Origin of the sequence: Hyunsoonleella aquatilis (assembly GCF_014270105.1) — a bacterium.
Classification (GTDB): Bacteria; Bacteroidota; Bacteroidia; order Flavobacteriales; family Flavobacteriaceae; genus Jejuia; species Jejuia aquatilis.
Genome location: NZ_JACNMF010000001.1, coordinates 148,315 through 166,061 on the forward strand (window position 1 = coordinate 148,315; position 17,747 = coordinate 166,061).

The following is a 17,747-nucleotide window of genomic DNA, read 5'->3' on the forward strand; positions in this document are numbered from 1 at the left end:
ACAAGGAAACATGAAAAAATTTATATACATATTGGCAAGCCTTTTATTAGTTAGCGGAATGGGGTTTGCGCAAAAGAAAAACCTAAAACGAGTGAATACACTTTTTGAAATGAGGGCCTATAAGGATGCTGCCGAAATATACGAAACCAAAGAACGTTCACAAGAAGTGTTACAAAATTTGGCCGATTGTTACTATTACAATTCCAGCCTTCAAAAGGCTATTAAAACCTACAGGGAATTATTTGTGGAGTATGGCGATTCTATTGATATAGACTATCACTTCCGATTTGCCCAGGCTTTAAAGGGTGTTGAGCAATACAAGGAGGCCGACATGCATTTGAGCAGATATTACAATGCTCCAATAAACACTTTGGCATTCATTGAGGAAACGGATAAAACCACACCGCATACCTTCAAATTGAAACAAATTGAAAACCTAAATTCAAGTAGTGATTTTGGATTGTCTTTTTATGGCGAAGATAAAGTAGCTTTTGCTTCCGCAAGGAACTCGGAAAATCCTGCCTATTCGTGGAATAATTTACCCTATTTGGATTTGTACAGTGGTACGTTGAACAGTCAAAATGTACTTGAAAATGTAGTGCCTTTTTCAGAATCTATTAATACCGAATCCCACGAAAGTAATGCAGTGTTCACCAAGGATGGGAAAACCATGTATTTCAATAGAACAAATACAACCAGAAAGAAAACGGACAAAGACCGGATCGCCCATATCAAAATTTATAAAGCGGAATTGGTGGATGGAGTTTGGACGAATGTTTCAGCATTGCCATTTACCTCAAATTCATACAGTACTGAGCATCCCGCTTTGAGCTATGACGAAAAAACGTTGTATTTCGCCAGTGATATGCCCGGAACCTTTGGTAGTTTTGATATTTACAAAGTGGCCATAAATGAAGACGGCACCTATGGCGAACCTGAAAATTTAGGTGAAACTATCAATACAAAACATAGGGAACAATTCCCGTATATCAGCAAATACGATGTGCTGTATTTTTCGTCCATCGGTCATTTAGGCTATGGCGGATTGGATGTCTTTAGGAGTAATTTGGTAAACGGTGCATTTGATAAACCGGTTAACCTGGGCAGTACCATTAATAGTCCTTTGGATGATTTTGCATATGTAGTAAGAGAGAAAGATAACAAAGGGTTTGTGTCATCAAATAGAACCGGATACGACAGATTATTTGGTTTTAAAAGAGAAATAAATCCCCAAACCATATATCAAGTTGAAGGTATAGTGCAAGATTTAAATAGTAAGGAGTTATTAGCAGGATCTTTGGTAACCTTATTTGATGAATCTGATACCGTAATTCAAGACACTATTGTTGGAGATGATGCGTATTATATTTTCAAAATAGAACCCAATAAAAAATATAAAGTACGAGGAATTCGAAAAGCTTACATCCCTCAGGATGTTGAGTTTTCTACAGACAGTAAGGGGAAGGTACAGCATAATATTTATCTAAATTTAGAATCTTTTGCGGATGCCGAAGATCGAATAAAGAAAGATAATAAGACCGATGAGGTCAAGGTAGAGTTAGACAAAATTTATTTTGATTTTGATAAGTCCGACATTCGTGAAGATGCGGCAACCACCTTGAACGTGCTGGTGGACTTAATGAAGAAATACCCAACCATGGAAGTGGAGGTGTCGGCACATACGGATGCCCGTGGTCCCGACCAGTACAATTTGGATTTATCCAAACGCAGAGCGGCCTCAACTTTAGAGTATTTAGTAAGCCAAGGCATTGCCCGCGACCGATTGAAAAGTATCGGCTATGGCGAAATGCAACCACTTAATAAATGCGTAAAAGAAGGCATTTGTACCGACGAAGAATATGACATCAATAGACGTTGCGAGTTTACCATTTTGAAATGAGTTGTATCCAATAAATAATCATATCGACTGAGAAATGTTTACAACGAATTACATCTGACTTATATTGAAAAATAAATTCGGCCAGATGAAATAACCAACCATTTTTATACCAACCAGAAGCCTGAAAGCCTTTCTGAACGACAACCGTCGGGATTGAAAGGCTTTTTGTTTATATTTGCTTGTGCTTAACTTGTTACAGTATCTTGTCATTCCGCACTGTTCCACTGAGCGTGGTCGAAGTGTGATGCGGAATCCACTTTTTTCTATTATTTAAGTTGACACAAAATGTCGCCCTGAGCGCAGTCGAAGGGTCTCAAATATGAACGAAAACCTCGATCCCACAAACGAAAATTATTCCCCCGAGGAACTGGATGTTGAAAGAAAGCTTCGCCCCTTGGCCTTTGACGACTTCACGGGTCAGGACCAAGTACTCGAAAATCTGCAGATTTTTGTAAAGGCGGCCAATTTAAGAGATGAGGCTTTGGACCATACGCTGTTTCATGGCCCTCCGGGATTGGGCAAAACGACTTTAGCACATATTTTGGCGAATGAATTGGAGGTAGGCATTAAGGTCACCTCAGGGCCGGTACTTGATAAACCGGGAGATCTAGCAGGTTTATTGACCAATTTAGAAGAGCGCGATGTTTTATTTATAGATGAAATCCATCGGCTAAGCCCCATTGTTGAGGAGTATCTCTATTCCGCCATGGAGGACTACAAGATTGATATTATGATAGAAACGGGGCCAAACGCCCGAACCGTTCAAATTAATTTAAGTCCCTTCACCTTGGTAGGTGCAACAACACGTTCGGGATTATTGACTTCCCCTATGCGTGCACGTTTCGGTATTCAAAGCAGGTTGCAGTATTATAAAACTGATTTATTGACCACCATTGTACAGCGCAGTGCATCAATTTTGAAAGTTCCCATTTCCATGGAGGCGGCCATAGAAATAGCAGGTAGAAGCCGAGGAACCCCACGTATAGCTAACGCTTTGTTGCGTCGCGTACGGGATTTTGCCCAGATAAAAGGCGATGGCAATATTGATATAAAAATTGCAAAGTTTGCTTTGGAAGCTTTAAATGTGGATACTCACGGTCTGGATGAAATGGATAACAAAATCCTATCAACAATCATCGATAAATTTAAAGGTGGCCCAGTGGGGATTACCACAATTGCTACTGCGGTCAGCGAAAGCCCAGAAACCATTGAGGAGGTGTACGAACCTTTTTTGATTCAACAGGGATTTATCATGCGTACCCCGCGTGGTCGTGAAGTTACGGAACAAGCCTATAAACATTTAGGAAAGATTAAGGGCAATATTCAAGGTGGGTTGTTTTGACATTTATGTCATCCCAAATTGTCACACTGAGCGCAGTCGAAGTGCTGTTTCAGTGTCTCATTAGATAGATAATGAAATACTACTATCCAAATAAGATTTCATTTTTAAAATTTCTTTTAAAATCAACCCATATTGCCAAAAATCCATTGCCATATCATCGCAAATGGTTTGATGACGTGGGTGATACCTTTTCCCTGAAATCCCCTTTTTATGGCCATATCATTTTAACGAGGGATGCTGAAATGGCTAAGCACATCCTTCAAAAAAATCATAAAGTTTACCATAAGTCTAAAATTCAAACCCGGTATTTGTCAAAATACGTGGGCTATGGACTGCTCACCTCCAGCGGGGACTATTGGTTGAAGCAACGCCGTTTGATACAACCTGCCTTTCACAAGGAAAAAATTAATAACCTAGTGGGCATTATTAACGACGCTATCGAAGAACAAGTAGCGTCCATTCCTTCGGATAAAATGGTTGAACTCTATCCACTAATGAATGAATTAGCCTTTGAGGTAGTGGCCAAATCCCTCTTTAATTTTTCAGCTGAAAAGCAAACATTAAAACGACTACAGTTCATCATCGAAAAATTGCAATTGTTTATAATCAAAGAATTAAGATTACCCTATCAAAAAGTATGGTATGTATTGAGCGGTCAAGTGCGCTACCACATGAAACTGGTAAAGGAAAGCAGAGCCATTATTCTTGAAATTATTGAGCTGAGAAGACAATCCAAAGAAACCCATGACGATTTGTTGGACATGCTATTAAATGCTGAATATGAAGACGGTTCCAAAATGACCAATGACCAGTTGATTGATGAAATACTGATTTTGTTTGTAGCGGGTCATGAAACCACGGCAAATGCACTGACTTTCACCTTAAAACTTTTGGCAGTAAATCAAAAGGAACTGCGACAGGTTTCGGATGAAACCCGTGCAGTAAACCAAAACAATGTGTCGCCACTTCAACGGTTATCAAAGCTTAATTATACAAAATGCAGCATTGAAGAGAGTTTACGGTTGTATCCTCCGGCCTGGATTACCGATAGGATGAACATACAAGATGACAATATCGGAAGCTACAAATTGAAAAAAGGCACCATCATTGGCACATCAATTTACGAACTGCACCGAAATAAAAAATATTGGAAACAACCCGATCAGTTCAAACCTGAACGGTTTTTCGAGGAAAATCGAAAAGCAATTCTACCCTATTACATGCCCTTTGGAGCAGGGCCAAGATTGTGTATTGGCAACAACTTTGCGATGTATGAAATGATGCTGACTTTGAATGCCATTTTAAACAGATTTCATATTGAAACAGATACTGATAGGATAGAAACCAACCCGTTAATTACCTTAAAACCAGTCAATGTGAACCTGAAATTCACAAAAAGGAGAAAACCTGAAGGGAGTTGATAGAGCAGTACTAGCACTTCGTCGAAACTTAAGTTACTCAACTAATTTTTAGGCGGTTCAACAAATTATTGTAAGGTTTTTGACGGGGGGATTTAGCTTTGTAGTACTAAATAACCCCAAATTAGTACTTATGAATACCCCAAAGACTTTCAGTATTTTATTGGTGTCTGCATTCATTTTAAATTCCTGTGCGACGGATAACGATGACTATGTAGAAACTCCGATTCAAACCCTATTAGAACAACAAATTGAAGTAACGGCTGGGTCAAAAACCGCATTGATTTTACCAGCATCCAATGACTTTAGTGCCATTCCCAACGATGCAAACAATAGCATCACCAATGCTAAAGTTGTGCTTGGTCAGTTGTTGTTCCACGAAACGGCATTAGGTAAAAACCCTAACATGGAGGAAGGGATGAATACCTATTCCTGCGCCAGTTGTCATCATGCGGCTGCAGGGTTCCAAAGTGGGATACAACAAGGTATAGGCGAAGGCGGTATTGGCTTTGGAACTCACGGAGAAGGACGCCACAAATCCCCGAATTATATTGAAGACGATTTGGACATTCAGCCTATCAAAAGCCCGAGTGTTTTAAATACAGCCTATCAAAAAGTAATGTTGTGGAACGGGCAGTTTGGCGCCGTTGGGATGAATGTAGGAACTGAAGCCAATTGGACGGTAGGTACCCCAAAAGAGGCCAATACTTTCGGTTTTGAAGGTGTGGAAACCCAGGCTATCGCAGGTTTGGATGTACACCGATTAATGATTGAAAAAGACTTTATTATTAATTCAGATTATAAAGCCTTGTTCGATGCCGCTTTCCCAAATGTTTCAGAAGATGAACGGTATACAAAATTAAATGGAGCTCTAGCCATTGCAGCTTACGAAAGAACAGTTTTAGCCAACGAAGCACCGTTTCAAAAGTGGTTAAAAGGTGATGACTCTGCTATGAGCGAGGATGAAATCGAAGGCGCGATGCTCTTTTTTGGAAAAGGGCAGTGCTACTCTTGCCATTCAGGGCCGGGGCTTAATGGTATGGAATTCCATGCTTTGGGCATGAAGGACTTGGCAGGTAATAATATTATGACAGAAGTGGATGAGGCCACTAAAAAAGGGAGAGGTGGTTTCACCGGCAACCCTGATGATGATTATAAATTTAAGACACCTCAACTTTATAATTTGATGGACGCTGGATTCTTTGGTCATGGCAGTAGTTTCAGTTCTATCAGGGACATCATTAGCTATAAAAACAATGCTGTTGCTGAAAACAACGAAGTGCCTTCAAATAAATTGTCGCTACAATTTCAACCTTTAAATTTAACAGAAGATGAAATTGACCTGTTGACTTCGTTTGTGGAAAACGCATTATACGATGCCAATTTAAAGCGCTATCAACCTGAAAGTTTACCAACAGGAAGCTGTTTCCCAAATGCGGATACGCAATCTTCAATGGATATGGGTTGTATCTAGAAAAGGAAGTCCATTCAAATGAAAATCGTAATTTAGGTGCTTTAAACCTAACGTGAGCAAATCAAAATATTCTGAAATGATAAAAGCCGAAGCCAAACGCCTCGGTTTTTTGTCTTGTGGCATTAGCAAAGCACAATTTTTGGAAGAGGAAGCCCCCCGATTGGAAAAATGGCTGACCCAAAAGATGCATGGTGAAATGCATTATATGGAAAATCATTTTGACAAGCGCCTCGACCCTACAAAACTGGTGGAAGACTCTAAAAGTGTGCTGTCTCTGTTGCTAAATTATTTTCCTTCGGAAACGCAAAACCCGGAGAGTTACAAGTTGTCCAAATACGCCTTTGGAATGGATTATCATTTCGTCATAAAAGATAAACTCAAATCCCTGTTGCATTTTATTCAAGATGAAATCGGAGAAGTGCATGGGCGCGCCTTTGTGGATTCTGCTCCCGTTTTGGATAAAGCTTGGGCTGCAAAATCTGGCTTGGGTTGGATTGGGAAGCATAGTAATTTATTGACCCAACAAGTAGGTTCATTCTATTTTGTGGCCGAACTCATTATCGATCTGGAATTGGAATATGACACCCCTGTTACCGACCATTGTGGTACCTGCACGGCCTGTATTGATGCCTGCCCAACCGAAGCCATTACAGAACCTTATGTAGTTGATGGTAGTAAATGCATTTCCTATTTCACTATTGAATTGAAGGGCAATATTCCTTCTGAATTCAAAGGCAAATTTGACGATTGGATGTTTGGCTGTGATGTCTGTCAAGACGTGTGTCCTTGGAACAGGTTTTCAAAAGCGCATGATGAGCCCTTATTTAATCCACATCCGGAATTATTATCCCTGTCTAAAAAAGATTGGGAGGAGATTACCGAAGAAACGTTTCAAAAGGTTTTCAGGAAATCGGCCGTAAAGCGTACTAAATTCTCAGGGTTAAAACGAAACATCAATTTTTTAAGGGATTAAACACGGACTTCTTTCGTTGATGCCCTTACGATTAAATCCGTTTCTAAAACAACAGTTTTGGGTTCAAATGGTTTATCTTTTTTGCGGGCTTTAATTTCCTTAAATAGTTGTTTAAAGGCTACTTTGCCCATTTCAAACCCAGGTTGGTTAATAGTTGTTAGGCTTGGTGATATTACCGACGACATAAACCAGTTACTAAACCCTACGATGCTAATGTCTTCTGGAATTTTCACTCCCATTTCCTGGAATGTAGTCATAGCGCCTATGGCCACCAAGTCGGTGTTTATGAAAATGCCATCAACATCATTATGGTCTTCCAATAATTGTTTTGCGTTTTTTTTGCCTTCTTCAAAACTCATGTCGCCACATTCACAAATATATACTAGCGACGGATCGTAAGGCAAGTTGTGGTCCAACAAAGCTTTTTTGTAACCTAAAAATCTATCAATGGAGTTTTGGGGTAACAAGGCTCCTCTAAAGTGAGCAATACGCTTGCACCCAATATCTATCAAATGTTGTGTCGCGGTATAAGCCGCCTTTCTGTCATCAATTATTACCTTGGAGCATTGTAGTATTTTGGCAATTTTGTCAAACATTACAAGAGGTTTTTCCTGAGCCATTACCTTATTCAAATGATCGTACTTGGCGGTTCCATTTGCTAAGGATATAATAATGCCGTCAACACGTTGGCTTAGGAGCAGTTCAATTTGTTTTTTTTCCAGTTCATAGGATTCATCCGATTGCAGAATTATTACCAAATACCCTTTTTTCTCAGCTTGGGACACAATGCCTTTAATAACATTGGAAAAGAAATGGTGAACTATTACCGGAATAATTAATCCAATGGTTTTGGATTCTTTGGTTCGCAGGTTAACCGCAAAAGCATTGGGCTTATAGTTTAGCGTTTCGGCAAGCGCTTTAACCTGCAATTTGGTTTTTTTGCTAACATCGGGATAATCTTTTAGTGCTTTTGATACCGTGGTAACAGAAATATTTAGCTGTTCTGCAATATCCCTTAGCGTAACAATTTTCATAAAAAAAGAGCTTGGTATGTGCAAATAAAGATATAAAAAATATCAAATCGAAAACGATTTCGGTACTTTCGAAAACGATTTCGGCTGAGAAAATCATAATTTTCAGGGCTATTGAATATAGATTTGCCAATAACAACTCAATAATTTGTTAAATAACTAAAACAGGCAAAATGAATTTAATTAGAAGAAATTTATGTTTATTGGCTTTGATGCTGTTATCCGCTGGCGCGGTTGTAGCACAATCAATTTCAGGAGACGTTAAAGATGAAACAGGTATTCCTTTACCTGGAGTAAATGTAATTTTAGAAGGCACCTCTAAAGGAGCGGTTACAGATTTTGACGGTATTTATTCTATTGACAACGTAGAGGATGGTACTTACGTACTGGTTGCTACTTATTTGGGATATACCAAATTTACGCAAAGTGTCACGGTGCAAGGCGCGGATATTGTCGTAAATATAGTTATGGCTGAGGATGCGGAATCCTTGGATGAGGTGATTGTTACTGGTGTGGTAAACCCTAGGTCTAAAATAGAATCTAGTATATCGGTAACCAGCATGCGTGCAAAAACTATTTCTCAATCTGCACCAAGGTCAACCGCAGAAATTTTTAGAACGATACCAGGTATTCGCTCGGAATCATCTGGTGGTGAGGGTAACGCCAACATCGCCGTAAGGGGTGTGCCAATTTCTTCGGGAGGTTCTAAATATGTACAATTACAGGAAGATGGTTTGCCTGTATTGCTCTATGGCGATATTTCATTCGGAACTGCTGATATCTTTACAAGATTCGATAACAATGTGGCAAGAATTGAGGCCATCAGGGGAGGTTCGGCTTCTACCTTAACATCTAATGCACCGGGTGGTATCATCAATATTATCAGTAAAACAGGAAAAACAGAAGGCGGTTCTATAGGCACTACTTTTGGTTTGGACTACAATACTTTTCGGACCGATTTCGATTACGGAACTCAAATAGGTGAAGATTTATACATGCATGCAGGAGGCTTTTATAGAGCAGGTGAAGGTATAAGGGAAACAGGATTTACAGCCAACAATGGCGGGCAATTAAAACTTAGTTTGTTAAAGGAATTTGAGAAAGGTAAGGTAAGAGTGTACGCCAAGTATTTAAACGATAGAGCGGCTGCGTATTTGCCCATGCCTATGAAGGTTTCAGGGACCAACAGCGATCCAGATTGGGGCAATGCTGCCAATTTTGATGCCACCACAGGATCCTTGCACAGTTCTAATTTATTGCGTACTGTTGGATTGGGTGCCGACGGGGAGCTAAGAAGAGGCCATGTTCAAGATGGGATGCACCCAGTATCTGCATCCGTTGGTGTTGAAGCGTCTTTTGATTTAGGAAACGATTGGAAAGTTACCAATAATGGACGTTATTCCTCCAACAGCGGTACTTTTGTGTCTCCTTTCCCTGCCGAAGTGGCTACTGCATCTAATATTTTGGGTGGCGATTTTGCTACCGATAATGGATGGGGTTCATTGCAGTTTACGGATGGATCTGCAGTTTCAGGAAATAGTTTAGTTGCACGTGTGCATATGTTTGATGTTGAATTGAATAATTTCAACAACTTTATGAATGATTTAAAATTGTCCAAATCTTTTGGCAATGTGGATATTACCTTGGGGTATTTTAAATCTATTCAGGATATATCCATGTCTTGGTTATGGAATTCTTATTTACAAGAAGTGAATGACGACAATGCAAGATTGATCAATGTTTTGGACGGAACAGGCAGCCCTTTAAGCGACAATGGATTATATGCCTATGGCGTACCGTTTTGGGGTAATTGTTGTCAACGTAACTATGACACACAGTACAATGTGTCTGCGCCTTACGCCAATGTTACCATTGAAGCTACTGAGGCTATCACAATCGATGCTAGTATAAGGTATGACAGAGGTCGTGTTGATGGTACCTTTGCAGGGGCAGTACAAACGGAGTACGATGTTAATAACGATGGCGTAATTTCTGCACCAGAGCAAAGCGTATCTGCCATAGACAATGCCAATGCTACTGCGGTTGACTATGATTATGATTACTTCTCTTACTCGGTGGGTTTTAACTACAAGTTTAAAGACAGACAATCTGTGTTTGCAAGAATTAGTAAAGGTGCTTCCGCAAAAGCGGATCGTATTTTGTTCTCTGGCCTAAACTATATGGACGGCGATATGATAAACGCGCTAGACTTTATGAACCAAACAGAATTTGGTTATAAAAGAGGTTTTGATAATGGAGCGCTTTATGCCACCGCATTTTATGCTAAAACGAGGGAAGAAGGCGGTTTTGAAGCAACGTCAAACAGTATTATTGAAAACGATTACAAGTCCATGGGTATTGAATTAGAAGGATTTTACAACTTTAATAATACCTTTAGCTTAAGAGGAGCGGTAACATGGACGGACGCTGAAATAGACTCTGGAGACAACAAAGGAAATACGCCAAGAAGACAGCCGGATTTAATTTATAACCTTATCCCGTCCATTAACTTTGGCGGAAACAAGCAACACTCTGGAGGGTTGAGCTTTATTGGGCAGTCTAAGGCATTTGCACAAGATTCCAACGAATTGGTAATGCCCGGATTCTTAATCATAAATGGATTTGTAAATTTCGCTATTACTGATGCGCTTTCCGCAAATATTTCGGCTAACAATATTTTTGATAGCATAGGTGTAACAGAAGTTGAAGAAGGTAGTATTGTTGAAGGTCAGGACAATTATTTAAGAGCCAGACCTTTACCAGGAAGATCAGTAACAATGGGATTACAATTCAAGTTTTAAAAAGAAGAAAGTTTAGTTTAGTTTGTTAATTTAAGAGTTGGAATTCTATTCTAAAAATTCCAACTCTTTTTCTAAAAATTGATGAGCAATGAGATGGTTTGTTTTTTCAGTAATGTTTTTTTTGACTTCTGTTGTGTTGTGTTACGCCCAAGAGCATACCAGCGCCAAAAATGGCGGGACGGAAAGTTTGGAAACTCCTTTAATAGTTTACGGTAGTGACACTTGTCATTATTGCCTTGACACAAAGGCACATCTTAAAAAACACAAAATAGCATTTGTATATTTTGATGTTGATCAAAATAAGGTAAAAGAGCGCGAAATGGTAGAAAAGCTTCGAGAAAACAATATTCCATTACATAACCTATCGCTTCCGGTGGTAGAGAAAGAAGGGCAAATCATAATGAATAGTGGTGTCTTTGGTGATTTCTTAAAAAAACTAACAGTAAAATAAGTCTTATGCAATCAAAACCGAGATTAAATTTTTGGCAGATTTTTAATATGAATGTCGGTTTTTTAGGCATTCAATATAGTTTTGGATTACAGCAAACAGCAGTAAATCCTATCTTCTCTTTTTTAGGGGCAGAGCACGATCAGTTGCCATTGCTAAATTTAGCTGGTCCGGTAACAGGTTTAATAATTCAGCCTATCATTGGGGCTATTTCAGATAAAACTTGGTCCCCACGATGGGGAAGACGTAAACCCTTTTTTTTAATTGGTGCATTGCTGGGTAGCTTATGTTTATTTGCCTTCCCATTTAGTCCGGCATTATGGTTTGCGGTTGGATTGCTATGGATTCTTGATGTGGGAAATAATATGGCAATGGAGCCTTACAGGGCTTTTGTAGGCGATAAATTACCAAATAGTCAATTAAGTTTTGGCTACCAGATGCAAAGCCTCTTTGTTGGTGCGGGTATAGTATTGGCAAATGCATCTATTTTTCTTTTTCAGGACTGGTTTGGAGGTGCAGAACAGGTTGCCGATAGCGTGGAGTCCATACCAAAATGGCTGTACTATTCCTTTTTTATAGGGGCAGTACTGTCTATTTCAACCATTCTTTGGTCAGTTTTAAAAACACCTGAAATCCCGCCATCCGAAGAAGAACTAGAAGACATCAAAAAGCATAGAGCCCATGGGCTTGCAGAAAGGGTAAAAGCACCAATTATTGAAATAATGGAGGCGGTGAAGGATATGCCAAAATTTATTTGGAAACTTTCGGGTGTTTACCTATTTCAATGGTACGCGTTATTCGTGTATTGGCAATTTATTGCCCCCATGTTTAAGGAAAGTATGGGCTTTGACAGTTCGCAGGCCTTAAGCCAGGCGGCAAAAATGAACACCACCTACAATATTTCAACCATTGTATTTGCATTGGCACTGGTGCCTTTGGCATTAAAATTTGGCGGAAAAAAAGTGTATGTGCTAAGCCTGTTTTTAACGGCAATTGCCATGCTGAGTATTCCATATATCCAAGATCCGCTTCTGGTAGTTTTGCCAATGATATTGTTTGGTATAGGTTGGGCCGCAATGATGGGTATTCCGTATTCTATGGTGTCTAAAATTGTCCCGCAGGAAAGACGCGGGGTTTATATGGGAATTTTGAATATGATGATTGTAATTCCTATGGGCATCCAAACGTTGACTTTTGGCCCAATTGTTAAGTATCTGTTGGACAACAGCGCTGTTAATGCTATTTTGTTTGGGGGCATATTTTTTGTTATCGCGGGCGTTTTGGCTTTGCGCTTAAAACAGCCAAACTCCACTGGGGAAGAAGATGTTGTTTCCGGGTTTGGTGCCGGACATTAATTACAAAAGAAATTAGTTTTGGAAAATTTTAATAAAGACATAGATATACTTTGCGTAGGCGAGGTTCTCGTGGATTTCATAGGCCATCAAAAGGATGTGCTTATAGATGACACGCGAGATTATCATAGATATTTAGGTGGGTCTCCAACCAATGTGGCAATGAATTCGGCCAGATTGGGCTTAAATGCAACTTTGGTGTCCACTGTAGGTGATGACGGCTTGGGGAGCTACATTTTTAAAAGGCTTTCAGAAGTAGGTGTAAATATAGATTATATTGATAAGCTTAAAGACAAAAGCACAAGTGTGATACTGGTTTCGAGGTCTAAAGGCACACCGGATTTTATTCCTTTCCGTCAGGCAGACCAGCATATTTCAGAAAGTCAAATTTCTAAGGAAATGCTTTCTAAAACCAAAATTTTTCACACCACGTGTTTTGCGTTAAGTAAAAACCCTGCACAATCCACAATTTTGAAAAAGGCAGAAGAAGCCTTTAAGCAAGGGTGTACTCTAAGTGTAGATTTAAATTACTCCAGAAAGCTTTGGGACAGTCAGGAAGAGGCTTTAAGGGTCATAAAGGCATACTGCAAGTTTAGTCCTTTAATAAAAATTAGTGAGGATGATATGTTGCGCCTATTTGAAAAAGAACTACAACATGATGAAATATTCAATTTCTTTCACAATGAAGGGGTTGAAACTGTTTGTTTAACCTTGGGCAGCAAAGGGGTTAAATTGTCACAAAAAAACAAGGCACTCATTGAAATGCCGGCTGTAAAGGTGGAAAACGTAATTGATACCACTGGTGCGGGTGATGCATTTTGGTCGGGATTCCTGTTTGCATATATCAAGGATAAACCTATTGAAAAATGCCTGGAAGTAGCTTTGCAATTGGCAGCTTTAAAGCTCCAAAATGTCGGTAGATTGCCTGATAACATAAGCATATTGTCTGAACTTTTATAATATATAATGATGTCAACAAATTCTAATATTACAAACGGCGTTATGCTTAATGCATATCCGGATAGTATTGGCAGTACATTAAGCGATACCATTAGTATCCTTCAAAGGCCTGAGTTTAAAGATGTATTTTCATTGTTTTATATACTGCCAACATTTTTTAATAGTGATTTAGACAGGGGGTTTTCAATAATAGATTACAATCTTAATGAAGAATTAGTTTCAAAAAACGACTTAGAAGCATTAGACGCACTGAATATTCAATTAAAGCTTGATATCGTCCTAAATCATTTATCAGTGGCTTCTCCTCAGTTTAGGGATTTGCTTAAACATGGAGGGCAATCAAAATATAGAGACTTTTTTATCAATTGGAATAGTTTTTGGGAAGGCCATGGCACAATGGGGGACGATGGTATTATCAAGCCAAAAAAGGAATTTCTTGATAAATTATTCATGCGTAAAGCAGGATTGCCAATTTTAAAGGTGCCTTTCCCCGACGGCACTGAAAAACCCTATTGGAATACCTTTTATCAGAAAGTGAACGAGGACAAAAGCTTTTTGGGCCAAATGGATGTCAATGCCAAGTCTGAACTGGTATGGGATTTTTACGAGGAAACCTTGCAAAAAGTAAGTAGCTACGGGTGCAAGATATTGCGCTTGGATGCTTTTGCTTATTTGCACAAGGCTAACGGGGCTTCAAACTTCTTTAATAAACCGGGAACTTGGCAATATTTAGAGCGCATTAAAAAAATTGCAGACAAAAACGGTTTAACGCTTTTACCTGAGATTCACGCAGAATATGGTTCGTTTCTGCATGATGAGGTGGCCCAAAAAGGGTACAGGATATATGACTTTTTCCTACCTGGGTTAATGATCCACACCATTGAGAAAAAGGATAGTACGGCGTTAATAAAATGGGCTAATGAAATTATTGCCAAAGGCTATAAAACTGTAAATATGTTGGGCTGTCATGATGGTATTCCAGTTTTGGACTTAAAGGGAAAGGACGTGGACGGAGATTATCACAAAGGATTGCTTGCAGATAGTGATATTGAGGATATCATGGACATCATTATTGAGCGAGGCGGCAGGGTTAAGAACCTATATGGGTCTGATGGTAAGAAAATATCGTACTACCAAGTTAATGCCACATTTTTTAGTGCTTTAGGAGAAGACGAAAAAAAACTGTTGCTCGCCAGAGCTATCCAAATGTTTATGCCTGGGGTACCACAAGTTTGGTATCTGGATGTGTTTGCAGGAAGAAATGATTATGAGGCGGCCGATAAAGCCGGTAGTGGCGGACATAAGGAAATTAATAGAACAATACTGTCCTTAAAGGATATTGAAGAAGGTCTTAAAACCGACATTGTATTGAATCAACTTGAGTTAATGCGAATTAGAAATACGCACAACGCATTTTCGGGAACCGTAAAAACGCGAACAAATTCCAACAAAAAAGTGGAAATTATTTGGGAACATGGTACCGACTTTGCCATTTTAAAGGCAGATCTCGCAACCTGTAGTTTCAAGATAAACTATAATGAATCTAATGCCTCTAGAGTACTGACTTTTTGATTGTCGATTTTTTAATAGTTGCTGGCTGGACAATAAAATGAAATACGAAGTTTTTGTCTGCCAACTGAAATTGTTTTAAGAAGCATCAATTTCCTAAAAGAATAGGTATTTTACTTCTAAGGATTGTTATATTTGGGTTTCTAAAAAAGTTACAATGAGCGAAGAGAGCAAACGTAGAGAGGCCCTGATATATCACGCAAAGCCGGTTCCCGGTAAAATTAAAGTTGTTCCTACAAAAAAATATTCGAGTCAGAGGGATTTATCCCTAGCCTATTCGCCAGGTGTGGCGGAGCCTTGCTTAGAGATCGAGAAAGACAAGAACAACGCTTATCGCTATACGGCGAAAGGCAATTTGGTGGCTGTAATTTCAAATGGAACGGCCGTTTTAGGTCTTGGAGATATAGGGCCAGAAGCCTCTAAACCAGTAATGGAAGGTAAAGGTTTGCTCTTTAAAATCTTTGCAGATATTGATGTATTTGACATTGAAGTTGACACTAAAAATGTTGATGAATTTATTAATACTGTAAAAAACATTGCACCCACTTTTGGGGGCATCAACCTAGAGGATATCAAGGCACCAGAGGCTTTTGAAATAGAAAGGCGTTTAAAGGCCGAATTGGATATTCCGGTAATGCACGACGACCAGCATGGTACGGCAATTATATCAGCAGCAGCCCTAATTAACGCATTGGAGCTTGCCAAGAAAAAAATCGAAGACGTAAAAATAGTGATTAGCGGTGCTGGTGCGGCGGCAATTTCTTGTTCTCGATTGTACCAGTCCTGCGGTGCCAAACGGAAAAATATGGTGATGCTGGACAGTAAGGGTGTTATTAGAAATGACAGGGAAAATCTATCTTCTCAAAAGGCTGAATTTTCTACGCATCGCAAAATCGATACCCTAGATGAAGCCATGAAGGATGCAGATGTATTCATCGGTTTGTCTATGGCGGATATCGTTACTCCGGACATGTTGAAGGTAATGGCAAAAGACCCTATCGTATTTGCAATGGCCAATCCCGATCCTGAAATTAAGTATCAATTAGCAGTGGATACTAGGGACGACATTATTATGGCAACTGGCAGAAGTGACCATCCTAACCAAGTAAATAATGTGTTGGGCTTCCCTTTTATATTTAGAGGGGCGTTGGATGTTCGTGCCACCTCCATAAATGAGGAAATGAAAATGGCAGCGGTAAAAGCTTTGGCAAAACTTGCGAAAGAGCCCGTACCGGAGCAGGTAAACGTAGCTTATGGGCAAACCCGTTTGGCTTTTGGGAGAAATTATATCATTCCTAAACCTTTTGATCCCAGATTGATTGCCGAAATTCCTCCAGCGGTTGCAAAAGCCGCAATAGAAAGTGGTGTGGCCCAGGGAACCATTGAAAATTGGGAAAAATACAAAGATAGTCTTAGAGAGCGTTTAGGGTCTGATAATAAATTGGTGAGGCTGCTTTTAAGCCGTGCCAAACTAAACCCAAAACGTGTAGTTTTTGCGGAGGCCGATCAACTAGCGGTCTTAAAAGCTGCTCAAATAGCTTACGAAGAAGGCATTGCTATCCCCATTTTATTGGGTCGAAAGGAAACCATTCGGGCACTCATGGATGAGATTGAGTTTGAAGGCGATATCACGATTATCGACCCGAAAACTGAAGAGGAGAACGAGCGCAAGGATCGCTATGGTCGCATATATTGGGAACAAAGAAAACGAAGAGGTGTTACCCTGTATTCAGCAAAACGCTTAATGCGAGAGCGCAACTACTTTGCTGCAATGATGGTAAACGAAGGGGATGCCGATGCCCTGATTTCAGGGTATTCCAGAAGTTATCCAGTAGTTTTAAAACCTATGTTGGAGCTGATTGGTATGGCAAAGGGAGCTACCAAAGTAGCCACTACCAATGTGATGATGACCCGAAGAGGACCACTGTTTTTAAGCGATACCTCTATCAATATTGATCCGGATGCCAAGGATTTGGCAAAAATCGCCATTATGACTTCAAAAGTAATCGAGAATTTTGGGTTTGAGCCTGTAATGGCAATGACTTCCTATTCTAATTTTGGATCATCAGGTAACGAAAAGGCTTCCAAAGTAAGAGAGGCCGTAAGCATGCTGCACCGACATTATCCTGATATGGTTGTGGATGGTGAGCTTCAAACTGATTTCGCCCTAAATGATGAAATGCTACGCGACCAATTCCCCTTTTCAAAATTAGTAGGACGAAAAGTGAACGGACTTATTTTTCCAAATCTTGACGCTGCGAACATCACGTATAAATTGCTTAAGGAATTGAATGAGGCCGATTCCATTGGGCCAATTATGATGGGCATGCGCAAACCCGTACATATTCTTCAATTGGACGCCAGTGTGGATGAAATTGTCAATATGACCGCCATTGCAGTCATCGATGCACAAAACAAGGAGTTATGGGAGTTGGAAAAAGATATTTCATAAGCTTTGAAACGTAAATAATTTCATTAC

The 17,747-nt window shown here is 39.6% G+C and carries 12 protein-coding genes; 11 read left to right on the forward strand and 1 reads right to left on the reverse strand.

The genetic code is table 11. The features are described 5' to 3' along the window. The first annotated feature begins 10 nt into the window (after positions 1-10). The 5 genes from H7U19_RS00580 to queG all read left to right on the forward strand — a co-directional run bounded on the left by H7U19_RS00580 (position 11) and on the right by queG (position 7,107). Complete coding sequence (locus H7U19_RS00580) at positions 11-1,900, forward strand: OmpA family protein (RefSeq protein WP_186557897.1); 1,890 nt, start codon at positions 11-13, stop codon at positions 1,898-1,900. A gap of 319 nt (positions 1,901-2,219) precedes the next feature. Continuing rightward, positions 2,220-3,242, forward strand: coding sequence for a Holliday junction branch migration DNA helicase RuvB (gene ruvB, locus H7U19_RS00585; protein WP_186557898.1), 1,023 nt, complete (start codon positions 2,220-2,222; stop codon positions 3,240-3,242). A 71-nt stretch (positions 3,243-3,313) separates the two neighbouring features. Then, positions 3,314-4,663, forward strand: a complete 1,350-nt coding sequence (locus H7U19_RS00590; RefSeq protein WP_186557899.1) for a cytochrome P450 — start codon at positions 3,314-3,316, stop codon at positions 4,661-4,663. Between the two features lie 130 nt (positions 4,664-4,793). Beyond that, the gene (locus H7U19_RS00595; protein ID WP_186557900.1) at positions 4,794-6,134 is read left to right on the forward strand and encodes a cytochrome-c peroxidase; all 1,341 of its coding nucleotides are present in this window, start codon (positions 4,794-4,796) and stop codon (positions 6,132-6,134) included. Positions 6,135-6,210: 76 nt separating this feature from the next. Continuing rightward, positions 6,211-7,107, forward strand: a complete 897-nt coding sequence (gene queG / locus H7U19_RS00600; RefSeq protein ID WP_186557901.1) for a tRNA epoxyqueuosine(34) reductase QueG — start codon at positions 6,211-6,213, stop codon at positions 7,105-7,107. Here the strand turns inward: queG and H7U19_RS00605 are convergent. Continuing rightward, complete coding sequence (locus H7U19_RS00605; RefSeq protein WP_186557902.1) at positions 7,104-8,141, reverse strand: LacI family DNA-binding transcriptional regulator; 1,038 nt, start codon at positions 8,139-8,141, stop codon at positions 7,104-7,106. The two genes, queG and H7U19_RS00605, sit on opposite strands and share 4 nt — an antisense overlap. A 170-nt stretch (positions 8,142-8,311) precedes the next feature. Here H7U19_RS00605 and H7U19_RS00610 point away from each other — a divergent pair, with 170 nt between their 5' ends. The 6 genes from H7U19_RS00610 to H7U19_RS00635 all read left to right on the forward strand — a co-directional run bounded on the left by H7U19_RS00610 (position 8,312) and on the right by H7U19_RS00635 (position 17,720). Further along, entirely contained in the window at positions 8,312-10,939 is a 2,628-nt protein-coding gene (locus H7U19_RS00610) for a TonB-dependent receptor (protein WP_186557903.1), read from the forward strand. 88 nt (positions 10,940-11,027) lie between these two features. Next, complete coding sequence (locus H7U19_RS00615; RefSeq protein WP_186557904.1) at positions 11,028-11,390, forward strand: glutaredoxin family protein; 363 nt, start codon at positions 11,028-11,030, stop codon at positions 11,388-11,390. Between the two features lie 5 nt (positions 11,391-11,395). Beyond that, on the forward strand, positions 11,396-12,742 hold the full coding sequence (locus tag H7U19_RS00620; RefSeq protein WP_246454564.1) for an MFS transporter: 1,347 nt from the start codon (positions 11,396-11,398) through the stop codon (positions 12,740-12,742). An 18-nt stretch (positions 12,743-12,760) separates the two neighbouring features. Next, on the forward strand, positions 12,761-13,699 hold the full coding sequence (locus H7U19_RS00625; RefSeq protein WP_186557905.1) for a carbohydrate kinase family protein: 939 nt from the start codon (positions 12,761-12,763) through the stop codon (positions 13,697-13,699). A 6-nt stretch (positions 13,700-13,705) separates the two neighbouring features. Continuing rightward, entirely contained in the window at positions 13,706-15,271 is a 1,566-nt protein-coding gene (locus H7U19_RS00630) for an alpha-amylase family protein (protein ID WP_246454565.1), read from the forward strand. 154 nt (positions 15,272-15,425) lie between these two features. Next, positions 15,426-17,720 carry an NADP-dependent malic enzyme gene (locus tag H7U19_RS00635; RefSeq protein ID WP_186557906.1) on the forward strand — a complete coding sequence of 765 codons (2,295 nt, stop codon included), beginning with the start codon at positions 15,426-15,428 and terminating at the stop codon, positions 17,718-17,720. Positions 17,721-17,747 lie beyond the last annotated feature (27 nt).